Here is a 19,433-nt window from a genome sequence, read left to right as displayed (position 1 = left end):
CCGGTTCTGATTCAGGGGGAGGGTCATCCACATGACAACATTTGATACCATCATCCGGGGGGCCCGGGTGGTGCTGAGAGATCGGGTAGAGCAACTGGATATTGGCATTACTGGTGAAAAAATAACGGAACTATCCACGCGGCTGGCCGCTGGCGAAGCGACTAGAATTATAGAAGCTGAGGGGCTAACAGTGATGCCGGGTGTCGTGGACATTCATGTACACTTCAATGAACCCGGACTCGCCAGTTGGGAGGGATTTCGATCGGGTTCGGCAGCTCTTGCCGCAGGGGGAATCACGACCTATGTCGATATGCCGCTTAACGGCGTACCACCAACCACAAGGCCGGAAGCATGGGAGATGAAAAAGAAAGCAGCCGCAGACCAATCCTATGTTGATTATGCGTTCTGGGGAGGTTTGGTTCCCGGCAATCGTGAGGAACTTGCTCCACTGGCAGGGTTGGGTGCTGCCGGATTCAAGGCATTTATGTCTGAGCCGGGAGGCGAAGGGGAAGACATCTTTGCCAGAGCCGATGACCACACGCTATTGGATGGGATGCATGAAATTGCAACATTAAACCGTGTGCTGGCACTTCATGCAGAGGACGAAGGCATGGTTGCCCAACTCGGTGCAAAAAGCATTGCAGAAGGAAGGACTGAAGCGATGGATTATGTCCGGTCCCGACCTGTGGAAGCTGAAGTCATTGCCGTTGCCCGGGCGTTGCAATATGGTAAACAGACTAGGTGTGCGCTGCATTTTGTGCATATTAGCACCCGGGAAGCACTGGACTTGATTGCAGCGGCTAAACGGCGTGGGCAGGATGTCACTTCGGAGACATGCCCTCATTATCTGACGCTGATTGATCAGGATGTGGTCCGATTGGGTGCCGTAGCGAAATGCGCTCCACCGCTTCGCAGCTCTTCCGAACAGGAGCTGTTATGGGATGCACTGACGTCAGGATTAATTGATGTTATTGCTTCAGACCATTCTCCATGTCCGCCATCCATGAAACAATCCGATAACTTTTTTGAAATCTGGGGCGGTATATCCGGGGCGCAAAGCACACTGCTGATCATGCTGGAGGACGGACATCTTCAGCGTAATATCGACCTCCCGTTGCTCGGAAGAGTGCTCTCCCTGCAACCTGCCAGAAGGCTTGGTCTGGAAAGCAAAGGAGAGATTGCAGTTGGCATGGATGCAGATCTGGTCCTGATTGATTGGGAGAGAAGCACAAGCCTGAACACGGAGGATCTGCTCTATACGCATCAACAGAGTCCTTATGTGGGACGTACTTTTAACTGTCAGATTGCAGACGTATTTTGCCGTGGGCAGCGTGTTTACAACTCGGAATCCGGATTATCTCCTGTGCCTCTCGGGCAACACATTGCGGCTTACTCTTCGAGTCCCATCGAAGCGGGAACGGAGGAGACGCCATGACGGAGTCTGGAGTATACCGGTCATCCGGTACCAATAACGCACCTCTTCCTTTGCCAGACGTGGAACAGGTGGAGCTGCAAGCCATGCTTGACTGGCTGTCGACATATGGTACGGATGCACAGGGCGGCGTCACACGACTGTTGTATGACTCGGCTTGGTGTGAAGCACAAGGTGCCCTTGTAGCCAAAATGCAGGAGAAAGGGCTGTCTCCCGAATTTGACCAGTCCGGTAATCTGTATGGCACACTCAAGAGTGAGGGTAAGGAATCAGCGATTGGTGCTGAAGAATTACCGATTGTGACCGGATCACATATTGATACGGTGGTGTATGGCGGCAAATATGATGGTGCTTACGGTGTGGTGGCTGGTGTTCTTGCTTTGGAGTATTTACAGAAGCATTTTGGAGCACCGAAGCGCACACTTCAAGTGGTATCGTTATGCGAAGAAGAGGGAAGCCGATTCCCTTTTGCGTATTGGGGTTCACGCAGTATAACAGGAATGACGACTCTGGAAGATGTAGAGCATCTGAAGGATCAAGACGGCGTTACCTTTGCACAAGCGATCCGCGATGCAGGCTTTGGACCTGATAGTGCATATAGACCTGCCGCGAAAAATTACGGTGCCTTTATTGAGCTTCACATTGAGCAAGGTCAGGTTCTGGAACGTCTTGGACATTCGATTGGAGTTGTATCCGATATCGTAGGTCAGAAACGGTTTAGTATTACCGTTAGCGGAGAAGCGAATCACGCAGGAACGACGCCGATGTCTTGGCGCAAGGATGCACTTGCCGGAGCAGCCGAGATGATTACTGCGGTAAGAAGTATCGCATTGGAAGCAGGAGAACCACTGGTAGCCACGGTTGGGCGAATCACAGCCGATCCGGGTGTTGGGAATGTGGTTGCAGCACGGGTGGTATTTTCATTGGATATCCGCCATATCCGGCAGGAGAGTATTGATCGCTGCTGGCAGGATATGCTCCAGGCATTTAGTCGTATCGCAGCCGAGCAGCAGCTCGGATTGGATTGGGAAGAGCATCTATCCGTCACACCCATTCCCATGAACGTGCAGATGATCTCGGACATTCAGGATACCTGTGAGCAGGAGCAGTTGTCCTACTGGTTAATGCCAAGCGGCGCGGGACATGATTCGCAGATTTTTCAGCCGGCTTGTCCAACGGCCATGATTTTTGTGCCGAGTCAGGACGGTATCAGTCATAATCCACTTGAATATACAGCTGAGGCAGACCTGATGCACGGTTTTCGGGTTCTGGTCCGGCTACTCTATAAATACGGTTACGGGAGTTGAATGCAGATGTCCAACTATAAAGAGTTATCTCCGTCCTTGCGGACCATTATGACCCCGGGCCCCGTTGAGGTTGATCCACGTGTACTCAGAGCATTATCCTTTCCGATCCTGGGTCAGTTTGACCCGGAGTTCACATCCTTGATGAACGAGACGATGGCGATGCTGCGAGAGTTATATATGACAGATAACGAGTGGTGTTATCCAGTCGACGGTACATCCCGTTCAGGGATAGAAGCTGTGTTGGTCAGTCTGATCCAGCCCGGTGACAAAGTTCTCGTCCCGATCTATGGGCGATTCGGACATCTGCTGGTTGAAATCTCGGAACGCTGTGGTGCCGAGGTTGTCTTTTTTGAAACGGAATGGGGAACGGTATTTGATCCAGAAGAAGTGATCAAGGCGATTCATACCCATAAACCAAGTCTGGTTGCGATGGTTCATGGTGAGACTTCCACCGGACAGATGCAACCCCTTGCCGAGATTGGCAAAGCCTGTCGCGATCTTGATATTTTACTCGTTGTAGATGCTGTGGCTACCATTGGTGGGACTCCGGTGGAGACGGATGCGTGGCATCTGGATGCGGTAATGGGTGGTACGCAGAAATGCCTGTCTGTTCCTTCAGGGATGGCACCTCTCACATACAACAGTCGAGTGGAGCAGAAACTGATGAGCCGCAAAACAGTTGAACGCGGACTGCGAGATGCAACCAGTGCGAGGGCAGAAGGCCGCACGATTGCCAGCAATTATTTTGACCTGAGCCAATTGCAGGATTACTGGAGTTCAGCACGGTTGAACCACCATACAGAAGCTACCTCCATGCTCTACGGTCTTCACGAAGGATTACGTATTCTGCTGCAAGAAGGATTGGAGGCAAGGTTCCAGAGACATCTGGTGAATGAACGTGCGTTGGTTGCTGGAATTCAAGGAATGGGACTACAGTTGTATGGGGATATGTCCAGTAAACTTCCGGTGGTTACTTGTATCACGATTCCGGAGGGGATCGATGGTGAGTCGGTGCGCAGCATGTTGCTGAACGATTTCAGCATTGAGATAGCCAGTTCATTTGGACCGTTGAAAGGGCAGATCTGGCGGATCGGTACAATGGGATTCAGCTGCCAACGCAAGAACGTACTTCATGTGCTGGGAGCGCTGGAAGCTGTTCTTCTCCGTCATCGTCATGTACTACCTGCCGGTGAAGCAGTGCAGGCCGCATTGGATGTGTATGCAGGGAAGGAGGGTGCCTTATGTTAAACCAGATGCCAATCTCCAGAGAGGTTATGGTCACCTCTCCTCATTATCTAGCGAGTGCAGTTGGAAGTTCTATCCTCCAGCAGGGCGGGAATGCTTATGATGCCGCTGTTGCGGTCAGTGCAGCTCTGGGTGTGGTATATCCGCATATGACCGGACTTGGCGGGGATGCCTTCTTCCTGATTCATGACGGAGCCAGCCGTGAGATTACCGCCTATAACGGAAGTGGCCGCTCAGCCGCAGGCATTCATGCCGATACGTTCAAAGCGATGGGCATGAGTGCCATCCCTCAGCGCGGTGTGCTTAGTGCCATTACGGTTCCGGGAATGGTGGATGCATGGTGGGAAGTCTGGTCACGGTACGGTAAGTTACCGTGGGAGCAGTTGCTTGAACCTGCCGCGCAGTATGCGGAAAAAGGATGCCCTGTATCCCGGAATCTCCGCTTGTGGATGGAAAGGGATGAAGATTTCATTATGGGCCATACACCGCTGCGAGCGGTATTTGCGCCTTTGGGTACACTTTTGCAGGAAGGTGAGCTGCTGATCCAGCCTGATCTTGCTGCCTCCATTCGTCTGATTCAGACGGAAGGGCGAGATACTTTTTATACAGGAGAACTCGCGGATCGTCTGACTTCAGCTATTCGTGAGGATGGGGGCATGCTTGCCCCAGCAGACTTTGCAGGCCATCGGGGCGAGTGGGTGAAACCGGTCAGTACGGGGTATCGTGGCTATGAAGTTCATCAGATGCCGCCCAACTCGCAGGGATTCTCGATGCTGATGATGTTAAATATGCTGGAGCATACGGATCTGTCCTCTGTAGCACGTACCTCACCGGAATTCTATCATCTGATGGCGGAAGTGGTGAAAAAGGCGTTTCGTGATCGTGATCGTTATCTGACTGACCCGGATTTCAGGGATATTCCGCTGGATCATCTGTTATCGAAGGGTTATGGAGACCAACTGTGGAATGAGATTCAGTCTGCTCCACCTGTGGCACAGCCGTTTTTGTCCAAAACGATAGGTCAGGACACGGCGTATGCAGCGGTTGTTGATAGCGAAGGCAATGCCGTTTCATTCATCCAAAGCCTGTATTTTGACTTCGGTGCAGCGTATGTTCCGGGGGATACGGGGGTTATCATGCAGAACCGGGGGTCGTTTTTCTCCTTAGATCCGAGGGATGCCAACGTTCTGGAACCCAATAAACGCTCATTCCACACCCTCATGCCGGGCCTTGTTACACGAGATGGCAAACCTTATATGCTCGTGGGTACACAGGGGGGAGAAGGGCAGCCGCAGACACAATTATCTGTGCTTACCGGAGTGCTTGATTATGGGCTGAACATTCAGGAAGCAATTAGCCTGCCGCGTTGGGTGTATGGACGTACCTGGGGCGAAGAAGGCGATACGATGCGTGTGGAGAACCGATATCACGATGACGTATGTGCAACCCTTGCCCAATGGGGACATAACGTTGAAGCGAGAGCGCCGTGGGACGGCATTATGGGACAGTCGCAAGGCATTGTCATTCGTGAGGACGGCATGATTAGTGGCGCAGCAGACCCTAGAGGTGATGGTATGGCTATTGGATGGTAACAGACAGTGAGCGGAAGGTTAATCTGTCTTTGGAGTGCAAGTGTAAATATGTATGAGTTGTAATATATAGACAGACACAGATAGGGGAGATTGGCATGGGAACGATCCTGCTGAAAGGTGCACAGCTTGTGACGATGAATGCAGAAGAGGAAGTGTTCATTGGAGATCTGTTGATCGAGGATAATAAAATCAAGGAGATTGCAGCGCACATCGACATGCAAGCTGACCAAGTCATTGATGCTCGTGGTAAAGTGCTGTTGCCAGGTTTCATCCAGACGCATATTCATCTGTGTCAGACCTTGTTCCGTGGACGTGCGGATGATCTGGAACTGATGGATTGGCTCCGTCAACGTATCTGGCCGCTGGAAGCAGCGCATGATGAGGAGTCCGTGTATTATTCGGCAATGCTTGGACTCGGCGAATTGATCTCCAGCGGAACCACGACCATTCTGGATATGGAGACGGTACATCACACGGACTCGGCGTTTCAGGCGATGGCACAGAGCGGCATCCGGGTCATCTCTGGCAAAGTGATGATGGATCATGGAGACGAAGTTCCGGAACCCCTGCGTGAGGATACAGCAACTTCGCTACAACAGAGTGTGGATCTGCTGGAGAAATGGAACGGGTTTGGCGGAGGTCGCATTCAGTATGCTTTCTGTCCACGCTTCGTTGTATCGTGTACCGAAGAATTGCTGGTAGAGGTGCGCGACCTGTCGAATAAATATCATGTCAAAGTCCACACCCATGCCTCCGAGAATCGCGGAGAGATTGAACTGGTAGAACACGAACGCGGAATGCGTAACATCGTATACCTCGATCATATCGGTCTGGCGACCCCCAGATTGGTACTGGCACACTGTGTATGGCTGAGTGAGGAAGAGAAGGAGATCATCCGCAAACGTGGTGTCAAAGTCACTCACTGTCCTGGATCAAATATGAAACTTTCCTCCGGGGTAGCAGATATTCCGGATCTACTGAATCGGCAGATCGCGGTTGGGATTGGGGCAGATGGTGCCGCATGCAACAATAATCTGGATATGTTTCAGGAGATGCGCCTGACGGCCCTGATGCAGAAGATTCCTCATGGTCCAACGGTGATGGATGCTAGGACTGTATTACGCATGGCTACCATGGGCGGTGCAGAGGTGCTTGGCTTGTCAAAGGAAATTGGCAGTCTCGAAGTGGGCAAAAAGGCAGATATGCTGTTGCTGGATCTGGATGATTTCCACACGTACCCTTCCTATGAGACGGATGTCTATTCCCGCGTAGTGTATTCCGCAACACGTAGCTGTGTGGATACCGTTATTATTGACGGAAGTATCGTGCTCAAGAATCGTAAGATTCAGACGATTGATCGTGGCATTGTGCTGCGTGAGTCGGATAAGAGTATTGCAAGATTGATGAAACGTATCTGATCGAAGGAAGTTTATGCAATTCCAGAAAGGATGGAGACCGCTATGGAAATGCATGATCTGTGTGCAATTGCAGCCCGTGAAACGCGCTGCGTGCTCGCAACAGCGATTAAGGTAGAGGGTCATGCTTACCGTAAGCAGGGAGTCTCTATGCTGTTGACCGAGGATGGCAAAATGGTTGGCAGTATCAGTCCGGGATGTCTGGAGAGTGATCTTCAGGCCCGGGTGAGCCATGTGCTGGATACGAAGCAGATGGAATTCGCGGAATACGACATGCGTCCCGAGGATGATCTGTCCTGGGGTGAGACGATTGGCTGCGGCGGACTCGTTGTTGTGTTGCTTGAACCTGTGTGTGGTGAACTCCGAGATACGTTGCAGAAGATGTATGATTGTTTTCAATCCGGCGCTGCAACAGCGTTAACCCGAACGTTCCAAGATGATTATACGAAGGTTCAATATGGCTGGAAACGGATTGAACCAACGGGTACTCGGCGCCAGCCAATCTTGCGTCCTTCGCTCGTCCCACCTCATGATCGCGTGACGAACAATAATCCAGCTTCATTGCAGGTTGATGTACAACACAGCAGTGGTAATATCAAGCATGAACATACGGCATCAAAACAATATTCTCCCGACATACCTCGCCTTACGCTTGTGCCTGAAGTGGTACCTGTTTTGTCAAACGAATCTCACTCTTCCCATCTATCCGGTGATTCACAACATATCTCTGAGTCTGATGCTGAAATAGCGACAAACAACACGGTTTCAACGAATCCCTGGGACCTCCCGCAGCAACTTACTTCGCTGTACACGCCTAAACCTCGCCTGATTATCATCGGAGCCGGGAATGATGTTATTCCTGTTGCCAGACTCGCCCAATCCGCAGGATTCCGAGTAATCGTAGCCGATTGGCGAGAGTCCTTATGCACCTCGGAAAGGTTCCCAGAAACTGAACTTATACTTGGTTTCCCATGTGAGATCATGCCTCAGTTAAACGTAAACAACGGAGATTATTTGATTTTAATGAGTCACAATTTTCCCCGCGAACGTGAACTGTTGGAGATGGTAGTGGACTGTGAGTACGCGTATCTTGGCATCATGGGTTCCAAAACACGAACAGCCCGTCTGCTGGATGGCTTACCACCGTTGAAATATGTGCATTCTCCCGTTGGTTTGAGCATCGGAGCAGACGGTCCCGAACAGATCGCCATCAGCATTGTAGCGGAATTGATCGCATGTAAACATAAGGTTTCTTCCTTGAGTTCTGAGGTGCAGAGGGGGAGCGTTGCACATGCGAATGACGGGCATAGTTCTGGCAGCAGGTAAGAGTCGTCGCCTTGGTCGGGATAAACTCTCGGTTGTCATGCCTGACGGAAGGTCACTGGCTGCATGGTCATTGGAAGCTGCGTTGAATTCGGAGCTAGATCAAGTGGTCTGTGTGGTCAAACCGGAAGATTCGTTGGCATGGCTACCTGTAAAATGGTTTGATTCTGCTACGTATGCCTACCATCCCACAGCGAGACTTCGAATTGTGGTCTGTGCTGACTATGCCTGCGGCATGGCCAATTCTCTTCATTCTGGCGTGTTGTCCGCCATGGAGTACAAACCGGAGGGCATTCTCATGTTACTGGGTGATCAGCCTTTATTAAAAACGCAGGATATTAATCGGGTGACTACAGAACTGGCTACCCACAAGTTATGTGACTATGTCGCAGCTACCAACGGAGAGGGAGGCAAGCCGCCCGTTGCTTTTCGCTCCCATATGTTCGGCCCTCTGTTGTCCTTGCATGGAGATGAGGGGGCACGCAAGATTATGCGCAGCGCTAACTATTCAGGTGTACATGTACCACTGTCTGAGACTAGTTTCTGGGATGCGGATACAGAACCGGAATTGGAACGCATTCTGAGTCATGTATATGAATCGCAGCAGACAGACTAAATAACAGGAGAAGATTATTAACTATGTATAATTTAATTACATGATCAGGTCAGCCAGGCAGTCTGGTTGGCCTGTTTGTCTTCTTTTATCATGTGATGAAAGAGAGTCTATGTTAGCTTTCGATAGATCGTGATGCATCAAGCACAAATAAAACGCAGGTTTTATACATTTATCCAAAACGATGTAAAGGTAATTGACGTTGCTGCTGAACTCTCATATGATTTGAAGAATTATTTGAATCAGACGGTTGAATTTCCTGCCCAAGGAAGAGAGAGAAAGGGGATGCAGCGATGGTAACACCGGCATACGGTTCTGGAGCCATGCCATCGGTATGGCAGCCTGAGAATATGCAAGAACTGCAAACGTTAAGAAGAAGACTCAAGGGAATATGTTGTTTTACGGCAGGCGGAACATTGCTGCGAACCCAGTGGGAGGGCGGCTTGGTTCCAGCGCCTGAACACATGATTAGTCTGGGTTGTATTCCTGAAATGAGCGGTATATCTATTCGTGGAGATGAGATAGTCATTGGAGCCATGACCCGATTAAAGGAATGTGCTGCACAAGCGTTGCTGCATCAACTGCCGATCCTGCAAGAAGCTGTGAATGCAATTGCGGCCCCTTCCATTCGTAATGTGGCAACCATTGGCGGGAATATTGTGTCCGGAGTAGGGGATACGCTGCCTGCTTTGCTTGTATATGATGCGAAGCTGCAGTGGTTGACGGATAGCGTAATCGAGACCCGCAGCGTGTCTTCCTGGCTTCAGGGTGAACGGGATGGCATCCGTAATCCAGGGGATGTATTAATCTCGATTCATATCCCGATGAGACCGTCCTCTCTGCTTGATGCGGACAGTGAGCAGAGACATGCAGCACGAGAAGTTTCCTTTTACCGCAAGTTGGGTCGACGGGAGACGTTCAGTGCTTCGCTGGTGACGGTTGCGTTATACGGTGAGATTGATTTGGATAACCGCTGGACCAAGATTGCGATTGCGGCTGGTGGAGGCTCAGGCATGGCGATGCGACTTCTGGATTCGGAACGACAGCTTCTTGGTAGCGAAGCTACTGTTATGCAAGCGGCGACTCTTGCAGCTGCCGTGGCTAGCGAATTTACGACTTATGGCGATGCATTTGCAACGGAACATTATCGCAAACAGACCGCAGGCAACATGCTTGGTGCCGGGTTATGGGAAGCACTTCACGAATAGAAGACTTCGATCAAGCAAAGGAGGAGAGGCATCATGCTGCTGAATCGGCAACAGAGCGGGAAACGCTGGCACCTGCGGCCAGATGGGGCACCCAAAGTTACAGGCCAACTTCAATATCTTACGGATATGACGTTACCTGACATGATCCATGGCAGAGTATTGCGAAGCGAATATCCTTATGCTCGTCTATTGTCTATAGATACTTCGGAAGCTGAGGCGTTGGAAGGTGTCTATGCGGTTTTGACCTCCAAAGATGTGCCTGGTCTGAATCGTTTTGGCATAGCGACCCCGGATCAGCCTGTGTTCTGCGAGGATATTGTTCGTTATGTTGGGGACGCCATTGCAGCGGTTGCTGCGGATTCCCCGGAACGTGCGGCGCTTGCACTGGATGCGATCCGTGTAGAGTATGAGGAACTCACTCCGCTGAATAGTACAGACGCTGCATTGGCTCCCGGCGCACCAGAGCTGCATGAGCATGGTCCAGGTAATGTGCTGCATCGGACGGAGATTAAACGCGGAGATGTTGAGCAAGCCTTTGCCACGTGTGATCATATCGTGACAGAGACGTATTATACGCCTCGTCAGATGCATGCGTACATGGAGACAGAAGGTGGCCTGTTTGTCCCGGATGAAGAGGGAAGGCTGAATGTATACGCGGCAACGCAACATGGCTATAAAGACCGGATGCAGCTTGCACGCATTATTGGCTGTCCTGAAGAAGATATCCGGGTGGTGTCTTCACCGATTGGTGGTTCGTTTGGCGGAAAAGATGAACTAAACGTACAGCCCTATGGTGCACTACTGGCCTTGAGATGCGGACGTCCTGTGAAAATGCATAATTCTCGTAAAGAATCCGTACGTGCAGGGCTGAAACGGCACCCAATGAAGATTGAAATGCAGACTGGCATGAGTCGAGAAGGCATCATCCAAGCGCATCGTGTCCGTATAACAGCAGATACCGGAGCGTACGCGACACTTGGCGCACCGGTGCTGAACTTCTGTACCGAGCATTGCCTTGGACCCTACGCCATTCCAAATGTGGATGTGGAAGGTGTATCTGTATATACGAATAACGGGCTGTCAGGTGAGTTTCGCGGATTTGGCGGGAATCAGGCGATTTTTGCCATGGAAGGCCAGATGGATCGGCTTGCAGCAATCATGAACATGGACCCTTGGGAGTTCCGCAGACGTAATATGAGGGAAAAGAATGATCCTGGACCACTGAATCAACGCATTCTGGTTACGGATGGACTGTCCCAAGTATGGGAGGCATTGGATCGCTCCGAACTGTGGCAAAAACATCAGAGTCCCCCGGCACATCCTGCCCTGCCACCATGGATCAAACGCGGAGTCGGAGCAGCCATCGCCATGCACGGTGCAGGGCTGGGTTATGGCATTCCAGACCCTGCGGGAGGCCGCCTGTCCCTGAATAACGAAGGCCAGATTGAGGTGGCGTTCAGCTACGAGGAATTCGGTCAGGGGCTCATTGCAACGCTGGAAATTATGTTATGTGATCTATTCCAATGCAGTACATTGGATCTCAGTATTATTATCGGAGATACGGATCGTGTGCCCCACAGCGGATCAAGTACAGCTTCACGTTCAACAACGATGGCATGGATGGCTCTTCAACGCTTGCAGACTCCATTTCGTTCCCGTGTTCTCGCTGTCGCGTCTGAAATGTCCGGCGTTCCGGCAGATGAACTGGTGACAGGGCCTGGTGGTATATGGCGTAAAGGCCAGCTTCCTGCCGAAAGTTCAGAAGCGGAAACAGATGTGCAAAGAACAGGAAAGAGCGAGAAGAAAGTAGCATTGGCGCTGGAAGGCGTAAATCAAACGTCTGAAGAAGCAGGAAAACTAGAGAAGGCTGAAAGAACTAAAGTGGCTGATATCGTTGCTGGAGGGACTGAAAGTGATCAAACTGCTGAAAGTAGTTATTTAGGTGCATCTCATCACCTGGTGAAAGAGGGAGTTTCATCAGGCTTTGTGGTTTCGTATGCCGAACTCGCAACGCAGGGCGAAGCCGATGAATGGATTTTTGATACAAAGTTTGATTACCCAACTACGCCAGACAACGTGGTAGGCGGGCATTATTTGTATACGTATGCGGCGGTTGCGGCAGAGGTGGAAGTAAATACGTTGACCGGAGAAACCAAGCTTCTTGATACGCGCCATGTTGTTGCGGCAGGTCCAGTTATCAACCCTATGGGTTATATCGGACAGATTGAAGGCGGCAGTGTCATGGCGCTTGGATTCACGTTAACGGAGGATGCGGTCATGCAGGACAGCCGTTATGTAACCACGAACCTCGACACGTATCTGATCCCAACCATTCAGGATATTCATACCAATCTGGAGGTTGAGGCTATTGAAGACTTACCCGAAGGTGATGCGTTTGGTCCTAGGGGGATCGGTGAGATAGGCTCCGTTGCGCTTGCGCCGGCCATAACAGCTGCAATTCACCAGGCGACAGGCGTATGGGTTAACCGTCTTCCTGTACCGAGGGAACAACTGGTCAGACCTTTAAATGTACCTTTGCAGGAAGGAGTGAGTCCATCATGAGTAAACCACTTGAGAATCACTGGACAGCCGTTGTGAATGGCGAACAGAAACATCTGGAGATCGCGCAAACGACCCGACTTGTCGATGTGCTTCGGACTCATTTGCAACTAACGGGTACCAAAGTATCCTGCGAAGTTGGTCGCTGCGGCGCATGTATGGTTCTGATGGATGGAGAACCCGTGAATTCCTGTCTTGTCATGGCTTATCAATGTGAAGGCAGTGACATTGTGACGATTGAAGGTCTGCACGGCGAGGAGAAAGGCACTCTGCATCCGATTCAACAGGCTTTTGTGGAGGAAGGTGGCTTCCAGTGCGGCTACTGTACTCCAGGCATGGTGATCTCAACCAAGGCATTACTGGATGCACATCCTGAGCCTTCTCAAGAACAGATTGAAACAGGATTGTGCGGGAATCTGTGTCGTTGTACCGGCTACGGTGGCATTATTCGGGCGGTACGCAAGGCAGGGGAACGCTGTGTGGTAAAAGAAACGTCTGCCGAGGAAACCGTAAGTTGAGGCGGGACGCAGGACGCAGACATAAGCAAGGGCAATTGAAGAAACATACGTGAAAAAGCATCCGAATAGGAATGCTTTTTTTTGTTGTTTATCAGTTTTTCTTTCAAGTGCACATCTAATGTGAGATGAAGTTTCATACGCTAAATTGATTAGATTATGAACCGTTTTCGTCAATTATCAACTCGGATGAGAGAAAGGAAATATAATGTTCAAAGTACTGGTACAAAAGAATTTCAAACATTCTCATTCACCATATATTTACAAATATTGGTGTGCGTGATATGTTTAAAATGAAAGCGCAACCATGAAAGGATTCATTGACATTTCATTATCATATTTCACTTGGGAAGGAAGATGGAATTGATGAAAAATTTGCTCAAAAAGGCAACCGCAATGATGCTGGCATTGGTCCTACTGCTTGGATTAATGACAGCGCCCGTTCATGCAGACACACCATTGTTCACCATCGAAAGCGAAGATGCTCAGCTCACCCCGGATCTTCAAGTGGTTACTTCAATCTATGGGCAACCCAAGCCCGGATTCTCAGGGGCCGGATTTGTCTGGATGCAGAACTCTGGCACATTAACCTTCACAGTAACTGTCCCGGAAACCGGCATGTACGCGATCTCCACACGATATATGCAGGAGCTCAGTGCAGATGGCAGGTCACAAAATTTAATCGTGAATGGTGTTACGAAAGGGGCGTTCATGCTACCTTACACGACAACATGGTCAGACTTCGATTTTGGCTTTCACAAGCTGAATCAGGGTGCCAACACGATTGAGCTGAAGGCTGGCTGGGGCTTCGCGTATTTTGATACTTTTACAGTGGATCATGCTGATCTGGATCCCCTGAATGTGCAGCCAGTTCTCACTGATCCTGAAGCTACACCTGAAACTCAAATTTTGATGAATTATTTAACGGAGGTATACGGAAACAACATTATTTCTGGTCAGCAAGAGATCTACGGAGGAGGGAATGACGGAGATTCGGAGCTTGAATTCGAGTGGATTCATGATCTGACTGGAAAGTATCCGGCTATCCGTGGCTTTGATCTGATGAACTATAATCCGTTGTATGGTTGGGAGGACGGTACAACTGATCGCATGATTGATTGGGTGAATAACCGTGAAGGTATTGCAACCGCTTCCTGGCATATCAATGTACCTCGTAATTTCAATACGTATGAGCTTGGGGACTTTGTGGATTGGAAAGAGGCGACCTACAAGCCAACAGAAACGAATTTTAATACAGCCAATGCGGTAATTCCCGGTACCAAAGAGTATCAATACGTGATGATGACCATCGAGGATCTGGCAGAACAATTGCTGATTTTGCAAGATAACGATGTGCCAGTGCTTTTCCGTCCGTATCATGAAGCAGAAGGCAACGGCGGGCTGAACGGGGAAGGTGCATGGTTCTGGTGGGCTTCGGCAGGTGCAGAAGTGTACAAAGAGCTATGGGATCTGCTGTATACCGAACTGACCGAGACGTATGGCTTGCACAATCTGATCTGGACCTACAACAGCTACGTATACAGCACTTCTCCTGCCTGGTATCCGGGCGATGATCAGGTAGATCTCGTCGGATATGATAAATACAATACGATCTACAACCGTTATGACGGTTTATCCGGCGTACCGAATGAAGATGCGATTACCTCGATTTTCTATAAGCTTGTTGAGTTGACGAACGGTACGAAAATGGTAGCCATGACGGAGAACGACACGATTCCAAGTGTGAAAAATCTTACAGAGGAGAAATCAGGATGGCTGTACTTCTGTCCTTGGTATGGCGAGCATCTGATGAGTTCTGCTTTTAATTACCCGGCAACATTGAAAACGCTTTATCAAAGTGATTACGTCATTACGTTGGATGAGCTGCCAAATCTAAAGGCTAACAATCCCAACCCCAGTGCATCCATCACACCTGGAAACGTTGAATTTGACAAATACACACCTAATCAAAGCGATAAAACCGTAACCGTGAATGCAAACGGCAATACGCTAACTGCTCTCCGGGCAGGCAACAATGCGTTGACCGCAACGACAGACTATACCTTGAACGGAAGCACATTGCTGTTGAAAAAAGCTTATCTGGCAGCCCTGCCAGTTGGTGAGCATTCGATTGTTCTGGATTTTAATCAAGGTCAGGACCCTGTGTTAAAAGTCAAAATTGTGGATTCAACACCGGGTACAAATGCTGTGATTTCTCCTGTGAATGCAACATTTGATAAAGCGACGAATTCAGCACAGGATATTACCGTATCTCTCACCTTAAACGGCCGTCAGCTTACAAGCATCACGAAGGGGAATGCTACTCTTGTATCAGGTCAGAATTATACGGCATCCAGCTCTGCTGTATTTCTGAATAAATCCTATCTCGCTACGCTGCCCTTGGGTCAGAATGTATTGACCTTTCAATTCAATGGAGGAAATAACGCTGTGTTAACGGTGAATGTGGTAGACAGCACGGTTACTGTGCCAGCAGGGGATTTGACGATTCAAGCTTTTAACGGCAATACAAGTGCATCGACCAACGGCGTATCACCCAAGTTCAAGTTGGTCAACTCAGGCAATTCGGCTATTCCGTTAAGTGATGTAAAACTCCGGTATTACTATACAATTGACGGGGAGGAAACTCAGAGTTTCTGGTCCGACTGGGCCAGTATGGGCAGTGCGAATGTAACGAGCCAATTTGTTAAACTGGCGACTCCAGTTGCCGGAGCGGATCACTATCTTGAAGTGGGCTTTACAAGTACGGCGGGATCACTGAATGCGGGCCAGAGCGCAGAGATTCAAACACGCTTTTCCAAAAACAATTGGACGAATTACACACAGACTAATGATTACTCGTTCAAGGCATCCGGTAGTCAGTTCGCAAACCATGATAAGGTTACCGGGTATGTGAACGGTCAGCTGGTATGGGGGATTGAGCCGTAAAGGTAGATAGCACGTTTAATGGGCTGGATCAGGGTTTGAACCTCTGATTCAGCCTTTTTATGGTGTAGAAGGTGTACACCGATTAGACGGAATGTTCTTTTTCACTTGTAGTATGTGACGACGTATCCACGTCTGTTAATATGCGATCTATTATCTTTTTCGTATGGCCCATAATGAACTGAAGAAGTACACCTGCACAACATACGGTTATCAACGTTCCAACCCCGATTGGCCCACTGAGCAGAAACGCCAGAATTAAAAATACAAGGTAAATCAATGTTCTCGATATAAATAAGGGTGTTTGAGTGATTTCATGCAAGATTAATGTTAAGCGGTCAATCGGAATGGGTGCAAAATTGGTCTGTAAATAAATTGCCGTGCCAATACTTATGATCACTAAACCAATGACAAAAGTCATTAATTTGCTGTACCAAACTTCGGGTGTGATCAAGGAATCAGATACATAAAGCCAGATATCAATCCCCACACCAGTAATGAATGCGGTGACGAGACCCAAAAACTCGGGTTTTTGCTGCTTCAAAAGCGAATTACATCCAATTAATAGGAAAGCAATGATGACCTCACAGCTACCTACACTTAGCCCAACATGATGTGACAGCCCTACCAGAAGTGCATCAAACGGTGAGGTGCCCAGTTCAGATTGGATGGTAAGGGAGATGCCAAGTGTTAAGATGAGAATACCTGCGACAAAAAGTACATATTTCAAATTCATTCAACCTCTTTTTTGATATTATGTTGCAAATACAACAAAATTGAGCTAAATTCAATGTAACCCTTTTTTAGTGCATTTGCAACAAACGATTAACTTGTTAAAGGAATGTGAATATAGATGACGATTCGTATAGAGATATGTACCATTGAACATGTATGTGAACTGCAGGAGATTAGTTATGAGACGTTTAATGAAACGTTTAAAGGGCAAAATTCACCCGAAAATATGAAAGCTTATCTGGAAAAGGCGTTTAATCGGGAGCAATTAGAAACGGAACTGTCCGTGGCGGATTCACAATTTCTTTTTATTTATGTCAACCATAAAGTGGCAGGGTACATGAAAGTGAATATCAATGAAGCTCAGTCTGAGAAGATGGGCTTGGAATCCTTTGAGATCGAGCGGGTGTACATCAAAAAAGAGTTCCAAAAACATGGCCTGGGTAAGGTACTGCTCCATAAAGCCATAGAGATGGCAACAGAACAACACAAAACGAATATTTGGTTAGGCGTGTGGGAGAAAAATGAAAATGCCATCGCATTTTATGAAAAGATGGGGTTTGTACAGACAGGAGCTCATGCTTTTTACATGGGAGATGAGGAACAGATTGATTTTATAATGACCAAAACGATACTGTAACGGGATCATCGAGGGAAAAGCTTGGGAGAAAAATGCTATTGAGCAGAATTCTTTTGAGCTTTTTTATGTTTTGCCAGAACCGTTGAATAATAAAATGAAGAAATTGACGAATTTTATTACATAACAAATATTATGTAAACTTATTATTTTCGATGACCTTCATAAGCTGCATCTATGGCTTTAGCAAAAGTTAAAGGCCTGATTAATACATAATTAGCAGTATAATTTTGCTCAATAATCGTGAAGGAAATAGGCTGATCTCAAGGATCATCAATACATTTTATTAGTTTATTTCTACGTTTGGACAGTCAGCCGAAAATCGTTTTAGTTCGTAGTTTGTTAGATAGCGTTACGTTCTTAATAATCAGTACATAAGTTGTATATATCTCATGTTAAAAGAACTTTTTGCGCATGAAACGGACGTGTTAATCCACCATGTTGAATTATTTAGTTTTAGAGCGGAAAATGGAAATTAAAATTAATATTTCAAGTGAGAAATCAGGTGGATTGGACTCTTAAAACAAGCCGGAAAAAGGAGTGAAATCGATCCATATATTAATTGGATAAATAAGGTATAAATCGTTCGAAAGGCGCTACTACGCCGATTATAGATCAATTTCATATGGATTTGCGATGGATTTAGTACCGCTTTCACGTTATGCTTTTGGAAATTGGAAAGGAAGTGGGAAAAATGGAACGCGAACTGGCGTTGGAAATTGTCAGAGTAACAGAATTGGCTGCGTTAGCTTCAGCACCCTGGATGGGACGAGGCGACAAGAACAGTGCAGATGAAGCGGCTACTTTGGCCATGCGCGCCATGTTCGATTCCGTGTCCATTCGCGGCACGGTGGTAATCGGTGAAGGAGAAATGGATGAAGCACCCATGTTGTACATCGGCGAGGAAGTGGGCAACGCTGAGGGCCCTGAGGTTGACGTGGCTGTAGACCCGCTCGAAGGTACAGAAATCGTGGCCAAAGGACTAAACAACGCTCTATCGGTTATTGCAGTGGCGGGAAAAGGTAACCTGCTCCACGCACCGGACATGTATATGGAGAAACTGGCGGTAGGGCCTGCGCTTGTAGGCAAGGTCAGCATTGAAGACCCGGTTGAAGTCACACTGGAGAAAGCCGCTGCCGCATTGAACAAAAACATCTCGGACCTCACTGTGATGATTCTGGATCGTGTGCGACACGAGAGTACCATCAAGACGCTACGCAAGGTTGGCGTACGGATCAAGTTTCTCAGTGACGGTGATGTTGCGGGTGCGATGGCACCGGCCTTCCCGGAGGCGGGCATTGATCTGTATGTCGGATCTGGAGGAGCGCCAGAAGGTGTGCTGGCTGCCGCAGCGCTATCTTGCCTTGGGGGTGAGATCCAAGGTCGTCTGATGCCTGCCAACGCAGACGAATTCCAACGCTGCTTGCAGATGGGAATTGATAATCCTTACAAAGTGTTAACGATGCAGGATATGATCGGCACAGAGGATGTCATTTTTGCCGCAACAGGTGTGACGCCAGGTGAGATCTTGGGAGGGGTACGGTATCTTGCAGATGATCGGGCCGAGACCGATTCAATTGTTATGCGTGCCAAAACCAAAACAATTCGGTTTATTCGTTCCCAACACTTCCTGCCGAACAAAGAAGTGTTGCACAAAGTAAGACAGCTCCAATCCACGCCAGAACCCTCGGATCGCATTCCGAGTCATGCGAAAACGATGGAGCAAGCTGAGTTTAGTCAATCCTCCGTTGATCTTGGCGTTACAACGACGTTGTGAGCTGCACTCCCCATAATTGAACAAACAGGATCAACTGAAATCGTTGTATTTAAGGTTGATAAGTAACTTGAACCCCTAAGATTACAGAGCATGAAGTTAATGAAAGTACCATCTCTGGCAAGATAATAATGAGGC

At 48.6% G+C, this 19,433-nt stretch carries 14 protein-coding genes; 13 read left to right on the top strand and 1 reads right to left on the bottom strand.

All coding sequences use genetic code 11. From position 1 onward, the window contains the following. Positions 1-31: 31 nt before the first annotated feature. The 11 genes from allB to V6668_RS17155 all read left to right on the top strand — a co-directional run bounded on the left by allB (position 32) and on the right by V6668_RS17155 (position 16,155). Positions 32-1,435: an allantoinase AllB gene (gene allB, locus V6668_RS17205; protein WP_338706242.1), complete on the top strand. Its 1,404-nt coding sequence runs from the start codon at positions 32-34 to the stop codon at positions 1,433-1,435. Beyond that, entirely contained in the window at positions 1,432-2,739 is a 1,308-nt protein-coding gene (locus V6668_RS17200; RefSeq protein WP_338706241.1) for a Zn-dependent hydrolase, read from the top strand. The genes allB and V6668_RS17200 overlap by 4 nt, the downstream gene beginning before the upstream one ends. A 6-nt stretch (positions 2,740-2,745) precedes the next feature. Next, on the top strand, positions 2,746-3,987 hold the full coding sequence (locus V6668_RS17195; protein ID WP_076250345.1) for a pyridoxal-phosphate-dependent aminotransferase family protein: 1,242 nt from the start codon (positions 2,746-2,748) through the stop codon (positions 3,985-3,987). After that, positions 3,981-5,576, top strand: coding sequence for a gamma-glutamyltransferase (gene ggt, locus V6668_RS17190; protein WP_338706239.1), 1,596 nt, complete (start codon positions 3,981-3,983; stop codon positions 5,574-5,576). The genes V6668_RS17195 and ggt overlap by 7 nt, the downstream gene beginning before the upstream one ends. A gap of 95 nt (positions 5,577-5,671) precedes the next feature. Next, the gene (locus tag V6668_RS17185; RefSeq protein ID WP_047843321.1) at positions 5,672-6,994 is read left to right on the top strand and encodes a 5'-deoxyadenosine deaminase; all 1,323 of its coding nucleotides are present in this window, start codon (positions 5,672-5,674) and stop codon (positions 6,992-6,994) included. 30 nt (positions 6,995-7,024) lie between these two features. Next, on the top strand, positions 7,025-8,317 hold the full coding sequence (locus V6668_RS17180) for an XdhC family protein (RefSeq protein ID WP_338706237.1): 1,293 nt from the start codon (positions 7,025-7,027) through the stop codon (positions 8,315-8,317). Continuing rightward, the gene (locus tag V6668_RS17175; protein WP_338706236.1) at positions 8,289-8,930 is read left to right on the top strand and encodes a nucleotidyltransferase family protein; all 642 of its coding nucleotides are present in this window, start codon (positions 8,289-8,291) and stop codon (positions 8,928-8,930) included. The genes V6668_RS17180 and V6668_RS17175 overlap by 29 nt, the downstream gene beginning before the upstream one ends. A gap of 290 nt (positions 8,931-9,220) precedes the next feature. Beyond that, positions 9,221-10,135, top strand: coding sequence for an FAD binding domain-containing protein (locus V6668_RS17170; protein WP_338706235.1), 915 nt, complete (start codon positions 9,221-9,223; stop codon positions 10,133-10,135). Positions 10,136-10,168: 33 nt separating this feature from the next. Beyond that, complete coding sequence (locus V6668_RS17165) at positions 10,169-12,697, top strand: molybdopterin cofactor-binding domain-containing protein (protein WP_338706233.1); 2,529 nt, start codon at positions 10,169-10,171, stop codon at positions 12,695-12,697. Beyond that, a complete protein-coding gene (locus tag V6668_RS17160; RefSeq protein ID WP_338706232.1) occupies positions 12,694-13,212 on the top strand; it encodes a (2Fe-2S)-binding protein in 519 nt (172 codons plus the stop codon). The genes V6668_RS17165 and V6668_RS17160 overlap by 4 nt, the downstream gene beginning before the upstream one ends. 363 nt (positions 13,213-13,575) lie before the next feature. After that, positions 13,576-16,155, top strand: a complete 2,580-nt coding sequence (locus V6668_RS17155; protein WP_338706230.1) for a glycosyl hydrolase — start codon at positions 13,576-13,578, stop codon at positions 16,153-16,155. A gap of 82 nt (positions 16,156-16,237) precedes the next feature. On the opposite strand, the gene V6668_RS17150 is transcribed toward V6668_RS17155, so the two are convergent. Continuing rightward, positions 16,238-16,882, bottom strand: coding sequence for a YitT family protein (locus tag V6668_RS17150; RefSeq protein WP_338708966.1), 645 nt, complete (start codon positions 16,880-16,882; stop codon positions 16,238-16,240). A 123-nt stretch (positions 16,883-17,005) separates the two neighbouring features. Between V6668_RS17150 and V6668_RS17145 the strand changes: the two genes are divergently transcribed. Then, positions 17,006-17,524 carry a GNAT family N-acetyltransferase gene (locus tag V6668_RS17145; RefSeq protein ID WP_338706229.1) on the top strand — a complete coding sequence of 173 codons (519 nt, stop codon included), beginning with the start codon at positions 17,006-17,008 and terminating at the stop codon, positions 17,522-17,524. Between the two features lie 691 nt (positions 17,525-18,215). Continuing rightward, a complete protein-coding gene (gene glpX, locus V6668_RS17140) occupies positions 18,216-19,298 on the top strand; it encodes a class II fructose-bisphosphatase (protein WP_036613775.1) in 1,083 nt (360 codons plus the stop codon). Positions 19,299-19,433: the final 135 nt, after the last annotated feature.

Source organism: Paenibacillus amylolyticus (genome assembly GCF_036894225.1).
In the GTDB taxonomy this organism is placed as follows: Bacteria; Bacillota; Bacilli; order Paenibacillales; family Paenibacillaceae; genus Paenibacillus; species Paenibacillus amylolyticus.
This window is presented reverse-complemented; position numbering and strand designations above follow the sequence as displayed.

Coding starts and splice junctions, on each gene's coding strand:
- allB (WP_338706242.1), top strand. CDS start 32: ATGACAACATTTGATACCATCATCCGGGGGGCCCGGGTGGTGCTGAGA.
- V6668_RS17200 (WP_338706241.1), top strand. CDS start 1,432: ATGACGGAGTCTGGAGTATACCGGTCATCCGGTACCAATAACGCACCT.
- V6668_RS17195 (WP_076250345.1), top strand. CDS start 2,746: ATGTCCAACTATAAAGAGTTATCTCCGTCCTTGCGGACCATTATGACC.
- ggt (WP_338706239.1), top strand. CDS start 3,981: ATGTTAAACCAGATGCCAATCTCCAGAGAGGTTATGGTCACCTCTCCT.
- V6668_RS17185 (WP_047843321.1), top strand. CDS start 5,672: ATGGGAACGATCCTGCTGAAAGGTGCACAGCTTGTGACGATGAATGCA.
- V6668_RS17180 (WP_338706237.1), top strand. CDS start 7,025: ATGGAGACCGCTATGGAAATGCATGATCTGTGTGCAATTGCAGCCCGT.
- V6668_RS17175 (WP_338706236.1), top strand. CDS start 8,289: ATGACGGGCATAGTTCTGGCAGCAGGTAAGAGTCGTCGCCTTGGTCGG.
- V6668_RS17170 (WP_338706235.1), top strand. CDS start 9,221: ATGGTAACACCGGCATACGGTTCTGGAGCCATGCCATCGGTATGGCAG.
- V6668_RS17165 (WP_338706233.1), top strand. CDS start 10,169: ATGCTGCTGAATCGGCAACAGAGCGGGAAACGCTGGCACCTGCGGCCA.
- V6668_RS17160 (WP_338706232.1), top strand. CDS start 12,694: ATGAGTAAACCACTTGAGAATCACTGGACAGCCGTTGTGAATGGCGAA.
- V6668_RS17155 (WP_338706230.1), top strand. CDS start 13,576: ATGAAAAATTTGCTCAAAAAGGCAACCGCAATGATGCTGGCATTGGTC.
- V6668_RS17145 (WP_338706229.1), top strand. CDS start 17,006: ATGACGATTCGTATAGAGATATGTACCATTGAACATGTATGTGAACTG.
- glpX (WP_036613775.1), top strand. CDS start 18,216: ATGGAACGCGAACTGGCGTTGGAAATTGTCAGAGTAACAGAATTGGCT.